General features: G+C 45.6%; 13 protein-coding genes. 3 read left to right on the forward strand and 10 right to left on the reverse strand.

The window, feature by feature from the left end:
* Nucleotides 1-3: 3 nt before the first annotated feature.
* The 3 genes from HMPREF9140_RS09230 (at nt 4) to HMPREF9140_RS09240 (ending at nt 5303) form a co-directional block, all read left to right on the forward strand.
* Nucleotides 4-1476, forward strand: a complete 1473-nt coding sequence (locus HMPREF9140_RS09230; RefSeq protein WP_006953505.1) for an MBOAT family O-acyltransferase — start codon at nt 4-6, stop codon at nt 1474-1476.
* Nucleotides 1477-1637: 161 nt separating this feature from the next.
* Nucleotides 1638-4220 carry a C10 family peptidase gene (locus HMPREF9140_RS09235; protein WP_006953506.1) on the forward strand — a complete coding sequence of 861 codons (2583 nt, stop codon included), beginning with the start codon at nt 1638-1640 and terminating at the stop codon, nt 4218-4220.
* 99 nt (nt 4221-4319) lie between these two features.
* Nucleotides 4320-5303, forward strand: coding sequence for an Acg family FMN-binding oxidoreductase (locus tag HMPREF9140_RS09240; RefSeq protein WP_006953510.1), 984 nt, complete (start codon nt 4320-4322; stop codon nt 5301-5303).
* A 354-nt stretch (nt 5304-5657) separates the two neighbouring features.
* On the opposite strand, the gene HMPREF9140_RS09245 is transcribed toward HMPREF9140_RS09240, so the two are convergent.
* The 10 genes from HMPREF9140_RS09245 to HMPREF9140_RS09290 form a co-directional block, all read right to left on the reverse strand.
* On the reverse strand, nt 5658-7133 hold the full coding sequence (locus HMPREF9140_RS09245; RefSeq protein ID WP_018572316.1) for a fimbrillin family protein: 1476 nt from the start codon (nt 7131-7133) through the stop codon (nt 5658-5660).
* A gap of 98 nt (nt 7134-7231) precedes the next feature.
* Nucleotides 7232-8320: a tryptophan--tRNA ligase gene (gene trpS / locus HMPREF9140_RS09250; protein WP_006953514.1), complete on the reverse strand. Its 1089-nt coding sequence runs from the start codon at nt 8318-8320 to the stop codon at nt 7232-7234.
* Nucleotides 8321-8385: 65 nt separating this feature from the next.
* Entirely contained in the window at nt 8386-8814 is a 429-nt protein-coding gene (locus HMPREF9140_RS09255; protein WP_006953515.1) for a hypothetical protein, read from the reverse strand.
* Between the two features lie 24 nt (nt 8815-8838).
* A complete protein-coding gene (locus HMPREF9140_RS09260; protein WP_006953517.1) occupies nt 8839-9345 on the reverse strand; it encodes a hypothetical protein in 507 nt (168 codons plus the stop codon).
* Nucleotides 9342-10562: a 3-deoxy-D-manno-octulosonic acid transferase gene (locus HMPREF9140_RS09265; RefSeq protein ID WP_006953518.1), complete on the reverse strand. Its 1221-nt coding sequence runs from the start codon at nt 10560-10562 to the stop codon at nt 9342-9344. Before HMPREF9140_RS09265 ends, HMPREF9140_RS09260 begins: the two co-directional genes overlap by 4 nt.
* A gap of 15 nt (nt 10563-10577) precedes the next feature.
* A complete protein-coding gene (gene gltX / locus HMPREF9140_RS09270; protein WP_006953520.1) occupies nt 10578-12095 on the reverse strand; it encodes a glutamate--tRNA ligase in 1518 nt (505 codons plus the stop codon).
* Between the two features lie 202 nt (nt 12096-12297).
* On the reverse strand, nt 12298-12990 hold the full coding sequence (locus tag HMPREF9140_RS09275; protein ID WP_006953522.1) for a hypothetical protein: 693 nt from the start codon (nt 12988-12990) through the stop codon (nt 12298-12300).
* A 158-nt stretch (nt 12991-13148) separates the two neighbouring features.
* Nucleotides 13149-13535: an HU family DNA-binding protein gene (locus tag HMPREF9140_RS09280; protein ID WP_006953525.1), complete on the reverse strand. Its 387-nt coding sequence runs from the start codon at nt 13533-13535 to the stop codon at nt 13149-13151.
* 340 nt (nt 13536-13875) lie between these two features.
* A complete protein-coding gene (locus HMPREF9140_RS09285) occupies nt 13876-15636 on the reverse strand; it encodes a hypothetical protein (protein ID WP_006953528.1) in 1761 nt (586 codons plus the stop codon).
* A gap of 27 nt (nt 15637-15663) precedes the next feature.
* Nucleotides 15664-15876 carry a hypothetical protein gene (locus HMPREF9140_RS09290; protein ID WP_006953529.1) on the reverse strand — a complete coding sequence of 71 codons (213 nt, stop codon included), beginning with the start codon at nt 15874-15876 and terminating at the stop codon, nt 15664-15666.
* Nucleotides 15877-16559: the final 683 nt, after the last annotated feature.

Consider the following 16559-nt stretch of genomic DNA (forward strand, 5'->3'; position numbering starts at 1 on the left):
AAAATGAATATTGACGTGCAGCAAGCAATTCAAATACTTATTAGTTTCATTACCACGCAGAATGAAAACTGGTCGATGAGCTCTATCCCATTCATGCTCCTGTTCATGGTTTTCATGATGGGCTATTTATTGTTCTCCGGTCGGATTCGGTCGGTCTACGTTGTACTCTTCAGTCTATTCTTTGCATTCAAAGCAAACGGTACGCTCATGTGGTTACTTCCTGCAAATGCGCTGCTATCATGGTTTTTCACACGCCGGATGATGCTGCTTGAACGTGGTAGGCCGCGTATCTTTGGCCTGGCTGCAGTGATAATAATAGAACTCCTCCCACTACTATATTTCAAATACACTAATTTTTTCCTCGCTATTCTCGGTGACATCCTCGAAACAAACTTTGCCTTCCACTCGCTTATCCTACCTGTTGGCATATCTTTTTATACTTTCCAAACCATCAGCTACACTGTTGATGTCTACAAACACCGGCTGCCCGCTGATGTTTCGCTGCTTGATTATCTTTTCTACGCAACCTTCTTTCCTCTGATCATAGCTGGCCCAATAACACGTGCAGAAGTTCTCCTACCACAAATCAACAATTCTCGTCCTACCGATAGCTACTTACCATATACCGGCCTTTGGCTCATAATCTGTGGAATAATTAAGAAGGTTATTGTGGCCGACTATCTCGTACAATATAACAACTGGATATTCACCGATCCTACAGCCTACTCCGGATTCGAAAATCTTATGGGAGTACTAGGCTATACCATGCAGATTTATTTCGATTTCGCCGGCTACAGTGACTTCGCTATTGGTACTTCCGCCCTTATGGGCATTAGTCTACCTATCAATTTCAGCTTCCCCTACCAAAGTTTAAATTTGACCGAGTTCTGGCATAGGTGGCACATCTCGCTATCCAAATGGTTTCGTGATTATCTCTACATCCCGTTGGGTGGAAACCGGTGCGGTAATATACGAACCTATCTCAACAGTTTCGTCGTGATGCTCATTGCTGGTCTATGGCACGGTGCCTCCGGAATGTTTTTTCTCTGGGGAGTATTACATGGTGTTGGTCTGGTTGCGCATAAATTCTTTCTCCGCCATGGCCTTTCTCGTATTCCTGACATTCTGCCTATACGAATTGCGAGTTTGCTTGTAACTTTTACTTACGTTGCCTTTGCATGGATATTTTTCCGTGCACCCAATCTCGACACCGCACTTGCTATAATCAATAACATAGGTCATAACCTTAACCTCGGCGATGCTTTACCTTTCCTGTATGCCCGTCCTTTGTGGTTACTCATGCTCCTCCTTGGCTTACAGCTCCACACCATTCGCGAGCATGACTATGACTGGCTACGCCACTCTTTCATCTCCAGTCATTGGATAATGAAACTAATGTTGACTGCTCTCGTCATCCAATTGGCAATCAACATTAGCCAGGATAATATTCAACCTTTTATTTACACTGCTTTTTAGTTTTAAAGTTCTACTAACCGATTTGGGTTAAAGAATATAAATGTAAAGAAGTTACAATTTGCTTCTAGTGAGTTTCTTCCTACCTTTGTTTGCGTTCGTTAACGAAATGGATGAGCCATTTTCGAAACTAAGTATTTAATATACCTAACATAGATATTAATATGAATTATTCAAGTAAACGACTATCAACCTGCTTGGTGATGCTTTTCAGCTTCATTCTAGCAATCACGGCAGGTCCAAGAAGTAAGGCTGCCATTAAAGCAGCTGCTATTAAAGCCCTTGAAAGTTCATCTCTCAGGATGAACTCTATAACAAGAGGGCAACTGAAAATGCTACAGGTAAACAAAGAGTTTGTTGTTATGGGTTACGAAGATGGTGGATTCGTCATTGTTAGCAAAGATGATTTGACACCTGAGATCATCGGGTACTCCACGACCGATTTCAATGAAGCAATTAAAAACGAAAGCTTCAAATGGTATCTTAAAGCTGTCCAAGCCACAGTGGAAAGTATTGTGGCATCAGGCAAATCATACAAAACGATCAAGCCCGACATCAACAAGTTTCCTGCTCAAATGTCCCCGCTTATTAAATCGCACTGGGGACAGGAATCTCCCTACAACGACCTTTGTCCCGAAGGAACTGTATCGGGTACGGGTTCATGGCAGGGATATGGCAAAACCGGACGGACTGTGAGTGGATGTGTAGCTACGGCTATGGCACAAATCATCTACTACAATCGTTTTCCATCACGCGGAAATGGCACGCACTCAGTTAGAGTTAAGCAAGCCGACGGTTCATATAAAACTGTAGCTGTGAACTACGATGAAAGTATTTACGATTACGATAACATGCTTAACGATTACAAACAAGGAAGTTATAATGCAGTTCAAGGAAAAGCAGTTGCTAAGCTAATGCTAGATTGTGGCGTGGCATCTGACATGCAATATGCCACCGATGGTTCGGGAACGTACACAAGTAATGCAGCTGTAGGATTGAGACGTAATTTCGGATATCCTGCGACAACCAGAATGGTTGAACGTAAGAACTTTTCTGAAGAGGATTGGATGGATATGGTGTTCACCGAAGTGAGCGCACATCGCGCCATCCTCTACACCGGAGTTGACTTGGCGAATGGCGGGCACGCTTTTGTGCTATGCGGATATAACTCCGACGGAAAGGTGTGGATAAACTGGGGATGGAACGGTAGCGCAGACGGATACTACGACATCGCTCTGCTGAATCCCAAAAGTTCTGGATTGAAATTCTCATCATATCAAGACATGATTATCGGCTTTGGCGGTAAGCCTGTCGATACGGTTAAAGACACTGTTACTGTAGCATCGCCGGGAACGCTCAATACGCTCATCCCCGACTCTCTAGTAACACGCATCTCGTTGCTGAAAGTCAATGGAAACATAAACTCGACTGACATCAAATTCATTCGCCTCATTGCCGGATACGACGACAAAAACAAAACAACTCACAGTTCACTTTCAGTGCTCGACCTTTCAGATGCTAACATTGTTGCTGGAGGCGACGCCTATCTTATTGAAGGAGACAAGAGTCTAACCACCGTAGACAACGTGCTCCCAGAACGCGCATTCTATAATGTGTCAGGATTGAATAAGCTCTATCTGCCTAAGACCATGAAGAGCTTCGGTAACGGAGCTTTCGGACGATTAGTGAGCCTAGACTCACTTTATATACCGACCGGAGCCGACAAAGAATATGTGGTGATGGACAAAGTTATCTACAATGCCGATACAACCAACGTGCTCGCAACATATTCCTACAGGGAAGGCGAAATTACTCTACCCGCTACGGTGACCGAAATTAACGACTACGGTATGTCGGGTGCCAGCATGCTTACACGGGTCAACCTGCCTGCATCGTTGAAATTCATCGGCAATGAAGCATTCGCCGGCAACTATGCACTCGAGCAAATTAGATGTTATTTCAAAGATCCTGTAGCACTTGGCAGTAAGGTGTTCAATGAAATGGACAAGAGCAGTATTAAACTCTATGTGCCCGCCGGAAGCTTGACTAAATTTAAGAGAGCCGCACAGTGGAAAGATTTCTACACCGTGGCACATAAGAACATCATAGAATTCGGAACCTCGCTCAAAGTGCGTAATGCCCTGAGACGATACGGAGAAAACAACCCATCGTTCGGATGGAAAACGGAAGGTGACTTTGTTAACGGAAGACCAGAACTCTCGTGTGAAGCCACGCCAACATCACCTGTTGGAAAATACGTGATTCACATAAGCCGTGGAACTATAACCGAACCCATGGTTGATTTTCACGACGGTTATCTCACAGTCGAAAAGGCGATTGCCGAAATGAAAGCCGACGACAAAACTATTGACGGAGACGAAACACTCCAGTTCACTTATACCGTTAGCGGATTGAAGAACAACGAAACTTCCGTTGTCCTAACCGTGCAACCGCAGTTCAGTATAGTTGATGCCATGGGACAAACCGTGACCAACTACAGTAAGAAAGGCACATACTACATCTCTATCAGCGGAGCTGAGTCCCAGAACTACACTTTCAACTACACGCCAGGAACGCTAATCGTGAAGAGTTCTGCTACGGGTATCGACAATGTTCAGTCGGCCAACTCCGAGGCTCGGTTCGATATCTACACCGTCTCTGGCGCCCTCATCGGCAAAGGAGTAATCAGCCTTCGCGGTCTGCCCAAAGGCGTCTATATCGTAAACGGTAAGAAGATTGTTAAATAAAATTCCAATCGGAAATCATAGAGACAAAAATAGCCTTGCAACATGTGGCGTTGCAAGGCTATTTTTTAGCCTGTCACACCAAACAAACGAATCGAAATTATGAGTGAACTTTCAGAACAAAGAATTGATTATCTGTTCATGATTGAACAGGCAATCAAAGCCCCTTCCGGGCATAACACGCAACCATGGCTATTCAAAATCGGCGATTCAGAAATAGCTATATATCCCGATACGACAAAAGCTCTCCCGGTTGTCGACCCCGATAACAGAGAACTCTTTGTTAGTCTCGGTTGTGCAGCCGAAAACCTCTGTATAGCCGCCACGCACAAGGGATATGCAACCGCCATGACAGTAACGGCCGATGGAATTGTGAAAATCAAACTCTTGAAACAGGAGAACATAACCCCCGAAGATTTATTTCCACAAATAGAACTGCGGCAAACCAATCGAAGCGTATTTAATGGGCGGATAATTCCTGCGGAAAACATCACCATCTTAAACAACATTTCTTCACAACCGGGCATCGGAGTTCATTTCTTCAAAAATGGAACCCGCGAGTTTAAAACCATTGCCGAAAATGTTTATCAAGGGAACAGTCGACAGATGAATAATCCCGATTTTAAACAAGAATTAAGATTGTGGATGCGCTACAACAAGAAACATCAGGATCAAATGTATGACGGACTGAGCTATGCTGTTTTCGGTGCGCCAAATGTTCCGATGTTTATTGCTAAGGCCGTTATTTCAGGGTCCATAAATGAATATTCGCAGAATAAGGCCGACCGGAAGAAGATAGTGTCATCGTCTCATCTGGTTCTACTAACAACTTCCGAAAACACCGTCAAGCAATGGATTAATCTTGGTCGCATACTTGAGCGAATTCTTCTCGTATCAACGCAGATGGGAATAGCAAATGCCTACCTGAATCAGCCCAACGAGGAACGTGAAATATCATTCGAGATGGCAAAATCGCTCGGTATCGTAAACGAGTATCCCACCGTCTTACTGCGCATGGGTTACGGAAAACGAGTGCCTTACTCTTTAAGAAGGAAGCTTGAATCGTTTATCCCAATAGATAAATAAGAACATAATCTATGCGAGTTTGGTTAGATTTTTACACCGCTCGCAGATTTTTTATATGAGATTCAGACGCCATATGTGTTGAGATTTATCGATAGGGCAGAGTAGAGGTTCGAATCAACATATTCGAATCTCTATTTGTCTAGATGAATCAATTACTCCCCTCAATTATCAAAGTTCTCTAGAGGTATTATGTAGTCGTCCTTTAAAAAGGAGCGTAATTGTTGATAAATTTTTGAAATAACTCCTTTTTAAAGGGCGACTATATCGGAAAAAATCGAACCTCAAGAGATGAGATAGACTCTTGAGGTTCGATAGCTAGGAGATACCACAACTCTAGTAATTCGGATGAAATAACTAGAATTTGATGAATGGACGAACAAAATTTGAAGGTATACTCTTATTGAAAGAACTTAGGCGGATGTAGCTCATAGTGCATCCAGTGTTCATAGCATGCGTTTTATTATATTCTCCAGATGTCCAAATCCATTCGCCCAGGGTTTCTGTTCCACCAGCCTGAACGAACACAGTTCGATAGATTTTACCATCCCATCCTGAATTGAAATCTCCCCAGTTATTCGCTTGGCTCTTATTAAACTTACCTATCCCTGCGTAGGCATCGAGTACTTCTCCTAAGGCGGGAAGGAACCATTTACTAAGATTAGGACCTGTCAATGTCACTCCAGGATTATAATGTGCGGCAATGTAGAAGGCTGGAAATATGGTTGATTGGTTGGCCTTGATTGTAGAATGGTCGGTGCTTTGTGCAGCGTCGTAGGTGATTTCATATCCCCATAGAATGCTTTTGTGGTCGGAGAAGTTTTCACTGTGTCCGGCATTATGGAATTGTCCTTCACTGTTGGCCCATTTTGCACTTCCTACACTTCTCAGAGCCATGGCCTTGTTTCCGGGAATAACGGCTCCGATAGGTTTTTTACCTGCAGCAAGACCATCGGCAAGAGAGGAGGTTGTCCCGTCGTGGAAGAGATAAGAGTAGGAGTAGTAGAGCCTAAGTTTCACCGTGTAGGATTCGTTGGCTTTGAGCTCAGTTGTCGGAAAGTTCTTCATATTTAGGGCCGCTGCCGATGAGAGATTTTTGCGATATATACTACCGTTATTGAATTTTAGTTTTATGTTATTGCCATTGGTTCCTGGCATCACATAAATAAAGCCTGATGTTGACTCGCCTTTATATGGGAATGTATTTGGGTTGGTGTTTGGGAATGAAAAAGTAGGTGTCGTGACGTTCTGTAGCGAGCCGTTTTGTTGTGTTCCGTTTTCTAGATTGTATGTTATGCTGCTAGGCATACCTGTTATGCTTGCTTGCGCAGAGACCCCTGAGAATTCCCAGTAAGCATCTGCTTCGAATCGCACTCGAGCGGCTTGATGCTTCATCGTGAAATGCACTGCATATTGATTGCCACTGATAGTGGTTTGGGTTATTCCGATTAAGGCTGTCTGAGCGTTCGCTACTGTTACGGTGAGGTTTGTTCCGTCGTCGGCGACAGCGTCGTTGTAACAAACAAACGTGTAGGTTCCCGGTTCGAGAATGAGTTTTTGCGCCGAGCTAGCGTCCGGTTGGAATTTCTTACTTGCACCGCTTCCACTGACGGTACCTTTCATTATTGCTCCAGGAATACGCTGACTGTTCTTAACCACATAGATGGTATAGTGCTGGTTTGGCATCTCGGCGCGTGTTGAAGGCGATTGGATTTCGGGAAATACCTCCTGTTCAATGGTTAGGAGAGCATCTATACCGTCGCTAAGTTTAATCGATTTCTTTGCTACAGATCTTGCCGTGCGCGAAAGCAGTATGTCGTCGTTGAAATTCATTTCACTCAATGTAAATGATGCGGCGCTAAGTTCAATTTTGCCATCGGGGCGCTGCACGGGTTCGTTTTCGTCTTTATTACATCCAGTTAGGAATGGAATTATTTCTTCTGATACATTTCGGCTTGGGTTTGAATAAGTTTGGCGTCGTCGAAATAGTTTATTTGCATGGCTGTACGAATTTCGTCCATTGTTTGGGTGGCGGTTTCGCGGGCGGTTACAGAGCCTTTACGCAAGATATTATAAATCTCAGGAATGTCCTGTTCGAACTCATGGCGACGGGCGCGGATAGGTTCTAGTATTTTGTTGAGTACGCTATTGAGGAGTTTCTTGCATTTCATATCGCCTATCCCTCCAGCTGCGTAGGCAGCTTTGAGCTCGTGGAGTGAAGTAAATTCGGGCCAGAACTGGGAAAAGTCTTCATCGGTGGCAAAGGCGTCGAGATAAGTGAATACGGCATTGCCCTCAACGTGTCCAGGGTCAGTAACGTTTATGTGCTTGGGGTCTGTATACATTCCTTTAACCTTGTTCCAAACTATATCGGCATCGTCGGAAAGATAGATGCAGTTGCCGAGACTTTTGCTCATCTTTTCACGCCCGTCGGTTCCTGGAAGACGGCGTGCTGTGGCGTTTTCTGGTAGCATAATTTCAGGTTCTACAAGTACGGGAGAATAGGTTTGATTGAATCGGCGGACGAGTTCGCGGGTGAGTTCAATCATCGGTTCCTGGTCTTCGCCTACAGGAATAGTGGTTGCCTTGAAAGCTACGATGTCGGCTGCCTGCGAAACCGGATATGCAAAGAAGCCAAGTGGAATATTGGCTTCGAAGTTTCGCATCTTTATTTCGGTTTTCACTGTGGGATTACGTTGCACGCGGCTTACGCTTACGAGATTCATCAGATAGGTTGTGAGTTCGGCCAGTTCGGGAATCCGGCTCTGAATATAGAGCGTGCATTGTTCGGGGTCAAGGCCCACTGATAGATAGTCGAGTGCAACCTCGATGATGTTCTGCCTGATTTTCTCGGGATTTTCGGCGTTATCGGTGAGTGCTTGCACGTCGGCCATGAAGACAAACATCTTGTCGTAGTTTCCGTTGTTCTGGAGTTCCACTCGGCGGCGTAGCGAGCCCACATAATGTCCGAGGTGCAGCTTTCCGGTGGGGCGGTCACCAGTTAAGATTATCTTTCCCATAGGTTGTTTATTCTTTATGAAAAGTCCGAACTCTGAATTGGAGTTCGGGCTTTTCGACGTAACAATTATTTCTCTAAGTTATAATTCACACGCAAGAGAGTGCCGCTGAATTTGCGTTGCAATCGTAGCGTGTTGTTTGTAGACGAGAGGTAGTACAAGGTATCGGTATACGTTCCGTGCGAAAGATAGAAACGATAAACCCGGTCGCCGGCAAACTTGTAAATGCCTTCTTGATGAGTTTTGTTATCGTCGTAGAACTTATACGCTCCATCTTTGAAATCTACTTTGAAATTGTTTGTCGGAATCAATTTGCCTTGCAGTTTTTCCTTATTCCATTCGTTTATTTCGACGGTGTCGATACGTGTTATTTTCCATGTTCCTTTCACGAGTTGCTCATTGAATAGAGGGAGTTTAATCTCGTTGTTGTTGTCGCACGAAGTTAGACTGAATGTCATGGCAGCGAAAGCCATCATTGCTAAAAAAATCTTTTTCATCTTTGTTATAATTTTGTGTTAAACTTATTCTGTTATGTCCACGTCTGAGTAAATGTCTGTGGAGTCATTTTCTTGCCTGTTGTGTTGTTGTTTTTTCTGTTCTTCTTCCACAATTTCTTTCTTTACAGGAGCTGTTTTGACAGTGTCGATTTGCGGCGTTACTACCTGTTTAGTTGGTGTTTCGTAGGGTATGGTGTCGGTTACTTCTGGTGTTTTCGGTTCTTCAGAAGGAATTTCGGATGGGCGCAGAGCGAAATAAGCCAAGGCACCAACGACTACTACGAGCAGACCGATGATAATGCCCCAGAGCACTGTGCGGTCGGGCTTCTGTTCGGGTATTCCTTGCGTCGAGTTCCCGTTTGGGGGATTGAACGATTGCCGTTCTTCGCTTTGCGTATTGCCGCTGACGAGCGGTAGTGTTACTTCCATGATGCTGTGGCAATGCGGACAGTTGCATTCTATAGTTTGTCCTTCGCCAGCATCAACGATAAACTGGGTGCCACAATTGTCGCATGTTATTTGATACTTCATAGCTGTATGTTTGATAATACCTTTCTTGTTGCTCCCGACTGCTGGCTTACATAACGCTTAGCGGCTTCGGAGCTTTGGGCCAGAAAACTTTCGTCGGCTAAAAGAGAATCTATGGTCTGTGCAAAGCTGTCGTAATTGTAGATTTCGAATCCGCCACCGGCTTCGACGAGTCCTTTAGCTTCGGCGAAACGCGCGTTGTTTGGTCCGAAAATCACAGGTAGTCCCCATACGGCGGCTTCGAGAAGATTGTGTATTCCTGCACCGAAACCGCCTCCGACATAGGCTATGTCCCCATATTTGTAGATTGACGAGAGGAGTCCGAAGCAGTCGACTATCAATACTTCAGCCTCCCGAGCTGCTTGCTCATTGGTTTGTGTATAGCGAACGGTGCGTCGGTTGCCCAGCAAGTTGGTAATTTGACTTAGATGTCCCTCGTCAATGAGATGAGGTGCAAGGATTATTTTCCAGTCGCTACAGTTGTTGAAATATTGAAGGATTATTTCCTCGTCGGGCAGCCAGGACGATCCTACGACGAACACTTTCGCTCCATTAGCGAAACTTTCGATAATGGGCAGTGCTTGGCTAATCTCTTTTATTTGCAGAACTCGGTCGAAGCGTGTATCGCCCACTACTAGTACGTCGGTTATTCCAATCTTCCCGAGAAGTTGCTTGCTCTCTTCGTTTTGTACAAAGAAACGCGAAAAGCATTTCAGAACGTGCCCGTATTCCCATCCATACCATTTGAAGAATATCTGTTCCGGGCGGAAGATGCTCGACACGCTATAGACCGGTACGCCACGATGACGAAGAATGTGGAGGTAGTTGTACCAGAATTCGTACTTGATAAAGAATGCCATCTCTGGTCTTATAGTGCGCAGGAATCGGCGTGCATTGCTTACAGTATCTATCGGTAGATAGGTTATGATATCGGCGCCGGAATAGTTTTTCCGTACTTCATAGCCGGATGGCGAGAAGAATGTAAGTAGAATTTTATACTCCGGATAATCCTTTCTGATTTGTTCAATGAGCGGCCGGCCCTGCTCGAATTCACCCAACGATGCGGCATGAAACCAAATGTATTTTGCTTCTGGGTCCGTTTTTTCGCGAAGAACGCTGAAAGCTTCGCGTTCGCCTTTGCGCATTCTTCTCACCTTTTCGTTGAAAAGGCTATACACAGCGATGCTCAGCTGCATGGCATACATTATGGCGTTATACATCTTTCGGCGGTTTAATTATCCAAGTGTTTCGATTGCCTTATGTAGTCGGCGAAGCGTTTCTTCTTTTCCGAGAAAAGCTGATATGTCGAACATACCCGGACCTTTGCCCTCGCCGACAAGTGCGAGGCGGAAGGCGTTCATGATATCGCCTAGTTTATATTCCTTGCTCTCGACCCATTTCATTACGATAGGTTCTTGCCCTTCGACAGAAAAGTCGGTTATATCGGCCAGTATCTGTGAAAGTTCGGTCATTTGCTGGGCGGAATATTCTTTCCAGCGTTTCTTCACGGTTTTCTCGTCGTATTTTGTTGGGGCGATGAAGAAGAACGAGCACAAATCCCATAGTTCTTTGACGAACGAAACGCGGTCTTTCATCAGATGTACAACCGTATTCACCCGTTCCATCGGAACATCCACGCCGTTATTTGCAACAATCGGAGCGAAAAGATGAGCTATTTCGTCGTCGGTTTTGCGGAGAATATATTCGTGGTTGAACCACATTCCTTTTTGATAATCGAACTTGGCGCCACTTTTCGAGCATTTGGCAATATCGAATGCCTTGACGAGCTCTTCGAGCGAAAATAGTTCCTGCTCTGTGCCTGGATTCCATCCCAACAAAGCTAGGAAGTTTACAACAGCTTCGGGGAAATATCCGCTTTCGCGATAGCCTGAACTAACTTCTTCGGTTTTCGGGTCGTGCCATTCTAGCGGAAACACGGGGAAGCCGAGTCGGTCGCCGTCACGTTTGCTCAATTTTCCTTTCCCTTCGGGTTTCAGCAGCAGCGGTAAGTGGGCAAACTGCGGCATGGATTCTTCCCATCCGAAAGCCTTATAGAGAAGCACATGCAGAGGGGCGCTAGGTAACCATTCTTCACCGCGAATCACATGCGATATTTTCATTAGATGGTCGTCGACGATATTAGCCAAATGATAGGTTGGCAGTTCGTCGGCGCTTTTATAGAGTACCTTGTCGTCGAGTATATTGCTCTTCACGCATACGTCGCCGCGAATGATGTCGTTCACATGTACGTCTAGCCCTGGTTCGATTTTGAACCGAACGACATATTGCTGTCCGTCTTCAATAAGCGCATCGGTTTCCTGTTTCGACATTGTCAGCGAGTTTCGCATTTGCATACGTGTGTGTGCGTCGTATTGGAAGTTTTCTATTTCATTGCGTTTAGCTTCCAGTTCCTGGGGTGTGTCGAAGGCGATGTAAGCTTTTCCTTCCGAAAGCAGCTGGTCAACGTATTCCTTATATATATGTCGGCGTTCGCTTTGTCTGTATGGGCCGTATTCTCCGCCTATGCCTACGCCTTCGTCGAATTTTATTCCGAGCCATTTAAACGATTCGGCGATATATTCTTCAGCTCCCGGCACGAATCGGTTGGAGTCGGTATCTTCGATGCGGAAGACGAATTTGCCTCCGTTCTGTCGGGCGAAGAGATAGTTATAGAGTGCGGTGCGCACGCCGCCTATGTGTAAAGGGCCGGTTGGACTAGGTGCGAAGCGTACTCTCACGTTATTTTCTGTCATGTGATAGTTATGTGTATGATTTCGGTGAATTTCGGGCAAAAGTAAATCTTTTTTCCCGATAAGGCTCTTTTCGCAGCCTGGTGGGCTGTGGTACTTTGTTTATACGCTGACGATTGAGAAACGGCATAATTACTAAAAAAAGACCTCGGAGGGAACTTCTCTCTCCGAGGCTTTTGTGTATTGCGTAATATAGCTAAACGAGCTAGAAATAAATCATTGCGCCTATGCCGAACTCGTTGGTATACGAAAAACGTAATGGGCTATCGACTTTATTCTTGCCGAAATATCTTCCCAGTAAATTATATAACTTCACACCGAAGCTGACTCCTTTCTGTGATTTTTGTCGAAAGGCCAGGATACTTCTTGCAGCTAGGCCCCATTTGCTTAGACTGTTTGAATCGGTTCCTCTCAAACTGCACATCGAGGCAAATAATCCGTAATCTAATGTTAGCTGGACTTGTTTTCCGTCTAGGATATAGAGTACGGGATATTCGTAGCCTATATTCAGGATAGTGACTGATTTAAGATGTGTTTTGGTAGTGTTGTCTTGATTTTTTGCCATGCCCAATTCTACAATAAACCATATCGGTTCGCCTTTTTCATTTTTAATATTTGTTCCTAATTGGACAGTTGGGCCCATTAACGGCACGGCATATTCGCCATTGGGGAATGTGCTCGAAGAATTTAAATCTACTCCGATTCTGTTGTAGGAGACGGAGCCCATAAAGTTGTTTTTGCTTCTTTTAGGAATCTCTTGTGAAGATTCTGGTTTCTGTACTTCTGCTTGTTCGGGCTGAATTACTTGGGCCGACAAGTTTGATGCAAACAGCGTGCTCCACAAAAGGAGTATGAGGGCGAGGGGACGTGGGGTGGGGGAGAGGTTCTTTTTTCTCATAATTTTTGTAATTAGATTGTTAATGAATTTCGGTTTAAGTTGGTTTATATGTTTGCTGGAAAAGCTCACAGGCAAAGATAACTTAATGTGTTGGTATGAAAAAACGGCGCGAGCAATTAGTTTGCTTGCGCCGTCGCATTGTTCAGAGAAATGAGAAGTTATGGTTTCTTCTTCTTCACTTCGCGTTCGTAGGAGATGTTGCGCAGTTGTTCCTTGAAATCTACGCTGGGAGTGAGAATCACGTGCGGCTTGATTGTTTCAGTGTCGAACGACTTTTCATCCACCGCTCCCTTGCTGCTAAGGCCGAGGCGCATCGTGGCGAATTCGCCGAGTTGAACACTGAAACCGTCTCTCAGATACCCCGGTAGACGGTCTACGAAGTTTGACAGCACGTTTTCCACATCACCACGCGTGAGCGACGAGCGCCCGGAAATGTCGGCCGCGATTTCGTGTAGTGTCTTGTGTCCGGCGTTCACTGGGTTGGCGTAGATCTTCTTCTTTGTTCTGTCTTGCGGATTAGCCCGCTCAATTAATCTAATCTTCATGATTTTAAAATTTAAATTGATGTATTTTATTTCGCAGCCCGAGGACTGTTTTTTAAGGTTTCGGAAATGGTCGAAACGCCTTGTTTTAGGGCGATTCTCATTTTCTCTGGAAAACGCATACGTATGCGCATAAATTTCTTTACGTATCCCCGTAAATTTCTTTACGTATCCCCGTAAATTTTCTTACGTATCCCGATAAATTTCTATACGTGTGGAATTTTGCGCGCATACGTAAAGAAATTTATGCGCACACGTATGCAATTTCAAGAGCTCTCGGAAAGCGCTTTCCGAGGGAGGAATATATTGGGGGTTGCCTTACTATTAAATTCCATTTTGTTCTTTATTGATATTTTATAAATGGGCGAACGTTTGCTTGGGTGTTCTTTGCATATGTTGTCCACCAAAGGCTATTCTTAACCGGACTGTCAATAAAGGATACTACGCCAGCATGACTAGTGCTGTATTCGGTGCTAGACCAATAAGTTCCATTCGCCAATGCCGTGCCACCCACTTGTGTGAAAGCCAAATCGGGCATAGGCTTATTCCATGGATGATTGATGAAATAGGCCGTTAATAATGAAGCATCGCCTAATGATAAGGCGGTATAAACATACTTCCATTCGCCAATACTGGGCAAATGCCATTTCTTACCCGTGAGACTTCCGGTTAAACTTACGCCGGGCAAATACTCTCCAGCACGCCAATAGGCCATAACATCTAAAGCATTGACCATTCCGTCGGAACTTCCGCTGATTTCCCAGGAATATTTATAACCTTCCATGTCGTTAAACATATCTGTCGTGGGTACAGAGTTGAACATCTTATAGTTCACTTGTTTATTCCATACCACTCTGTTATCCCATTCACAGGTATTTCCCCCATTGGCATCTTTCAGTGCTATGGCAATTCCTTTACTTTGGCTCGCCACTACGGCGATGGGCACTTTGGGGGTAGCGAGCGGGTTACCTTGCTTATCGACGTAGCGTTTCGTTTTGCCATCGCTAGCGCGCAGGGCGGTGTATTGGGTGGAGTTGATGAAGTCGGTGGTACCGTCGCTCATCAGGTAGAGGAAGTTGTACTTCAGGTTGATGTTTACTAAATACGACTCGTTGATGTCCATGACGTGGGCTGAGTGGATGTCGGGATCGACGAGACTGATAAGGTTAACACTGACACCAGCCATATTCTTCTTATAGATCTGCCCGCCGGTAAACGTGAGTTTGAAACCTTCCATGTCGGTACCGGGCACGAAGTAGAGGTACTCGTTACTCTGGGTGGTGTAGGTGCCGTTGGCATCGGGGGTTGTGGCACTGGCGGGGAAGGTGAGGGGTTCGTTGAGAGGATTCAGTTCGCCATCGTTCAACTTATCGCCACCGTAGGGCAGTTCAAAGGTGCAATCCTTAGGCAGCAAATTGGTGTTGTAAGCTTGCAGGCTAGCAGTGGTGGAGGCTTGAATAGGCATCCAGCCGGTGAGCTTGATGCGCATGCGGCAGCCTACGTGGCTCATCTCGAAATCTACATACTGCGGGTCGGGGGTGGCAGTCACGGTATATTCGGTCTGACCGATCAGTGCCTTGTCGGCATTCTCGCGGGTGAGCTTCAGGCCGGGTGTACCATACGAGGTGGTGACTTTGGTCAGTCGGCTGTTGTGCAACACGAAGATGTATTTGCCCGGATCGAGGTATACGCGTGTACCGGGGGTGAACTTGCCGTCTTTCAACGTGCCTGTGCATTGGGCTTCGAGGGTGTAGGAGGGGAAGGAGCCTTTGAACACAAGCATCGTGTAGGTGTCGTTGTCTAAGGCACGGGTGGCAGTAGCGGGGCGCTGGGTTTTGGTGGTGTCGCGCTGCACGGTTACTTCGGCCAGCAGGTTGTTGCCCAAGTCTACGGTCTTGCGACTGATGATGTCGGGTTTCTGCGCGGCGCGGGTGCCGGCATATTCTTTTTCGGCATTGAAATCCTTAACGTTTACCTTGAACTCGATGCCCTGGGCGATGTCTACCTTGCCCTTGTTATCGTTGTCGGTCTTTGCGTTATCGTTACTGCTGCAGGCGGTCATCAATGCCAACAGTGCAGCGCTTAGAATGATTTTTGTCTTCATTGTGTCTGTTTCCTTTCTTAAGTTTACTTAATCTTCGTCTTCCCATATGCTTTCCTTCGTCGGTGCAACGTTACTCTCGTCGCCGAAGAATGCGGTGCCGCCCTCGTGGTTCTTCTCATCCCACGGGTCGGTGCTTGAGGGATTACCGCCGTTGGGGCGGACTGATACGCATACGAATTGTTCGTTCTCGAGTTCGATTGCCTCACTCTTGGGAGGCTCGTAAAAATGCTTTTTGTTCATACTGATACTTATTATTTCGTGATTACATTATTTGTAGTTGTGGCAAGGGGTGATAATCGAAAAGAATGATATAATATCCATAAACCAACTTGCGCCAATTCGGCCTATCGGCCGCATGTAGGGACAGACCCCGTGTCTGTCCGCACCCGTCGGCCGCCAGGCTGGGATAAATACGCAATCGCTTGGACTTTTCGACCAATATATTGCTTCGGTTCGTAGAACCGAAGTGAGGTGGACAGACACGGGGTCTGTCCCTACATGCGGCCGATAGGCCGAGTGTGGATTTATATTTGTGGAGACACGGCGTTTCACCTCCCGAAAATCGTGCGGATTTTGTCGGGAAAATTGGTCCTTATTTTCCCTTATATCGGTTCCCCCAATGGCACGAAAAACTGCACGAAGAATCCTCTCGGAATCCCCGTGTATACTGGGTGTGCAACGCTCTACGCGCGCGCGTATAAAAAAGCTAGCTAATAGGCTGTGTGTGTGTGTGTGTGTGTGTGTGTGTGTGTGTGTGTGTGTGTGTTAGCTTACTTTTCTGGAGTCCGCCAAGAATATAACGTTAAAAAAACACGGAAGAAGTGACTTTCTCTCGCGCTGCTGTGTTACTATAATAAAAGGAGAACCGATTACTCATGGCGGCAAAAGTAATTAGTCCATTTCGATTAGGCAAAAAAGAGAAC

Source organism: Prevotella micans F0438, from assembly GCF_000243035.1.
Classification (GTDB): Bacteria; Bacteroidota; Bacteroidia; order Bacteroidales; family Bacteroidaceae; genus Prevotella; species Prevotella micans.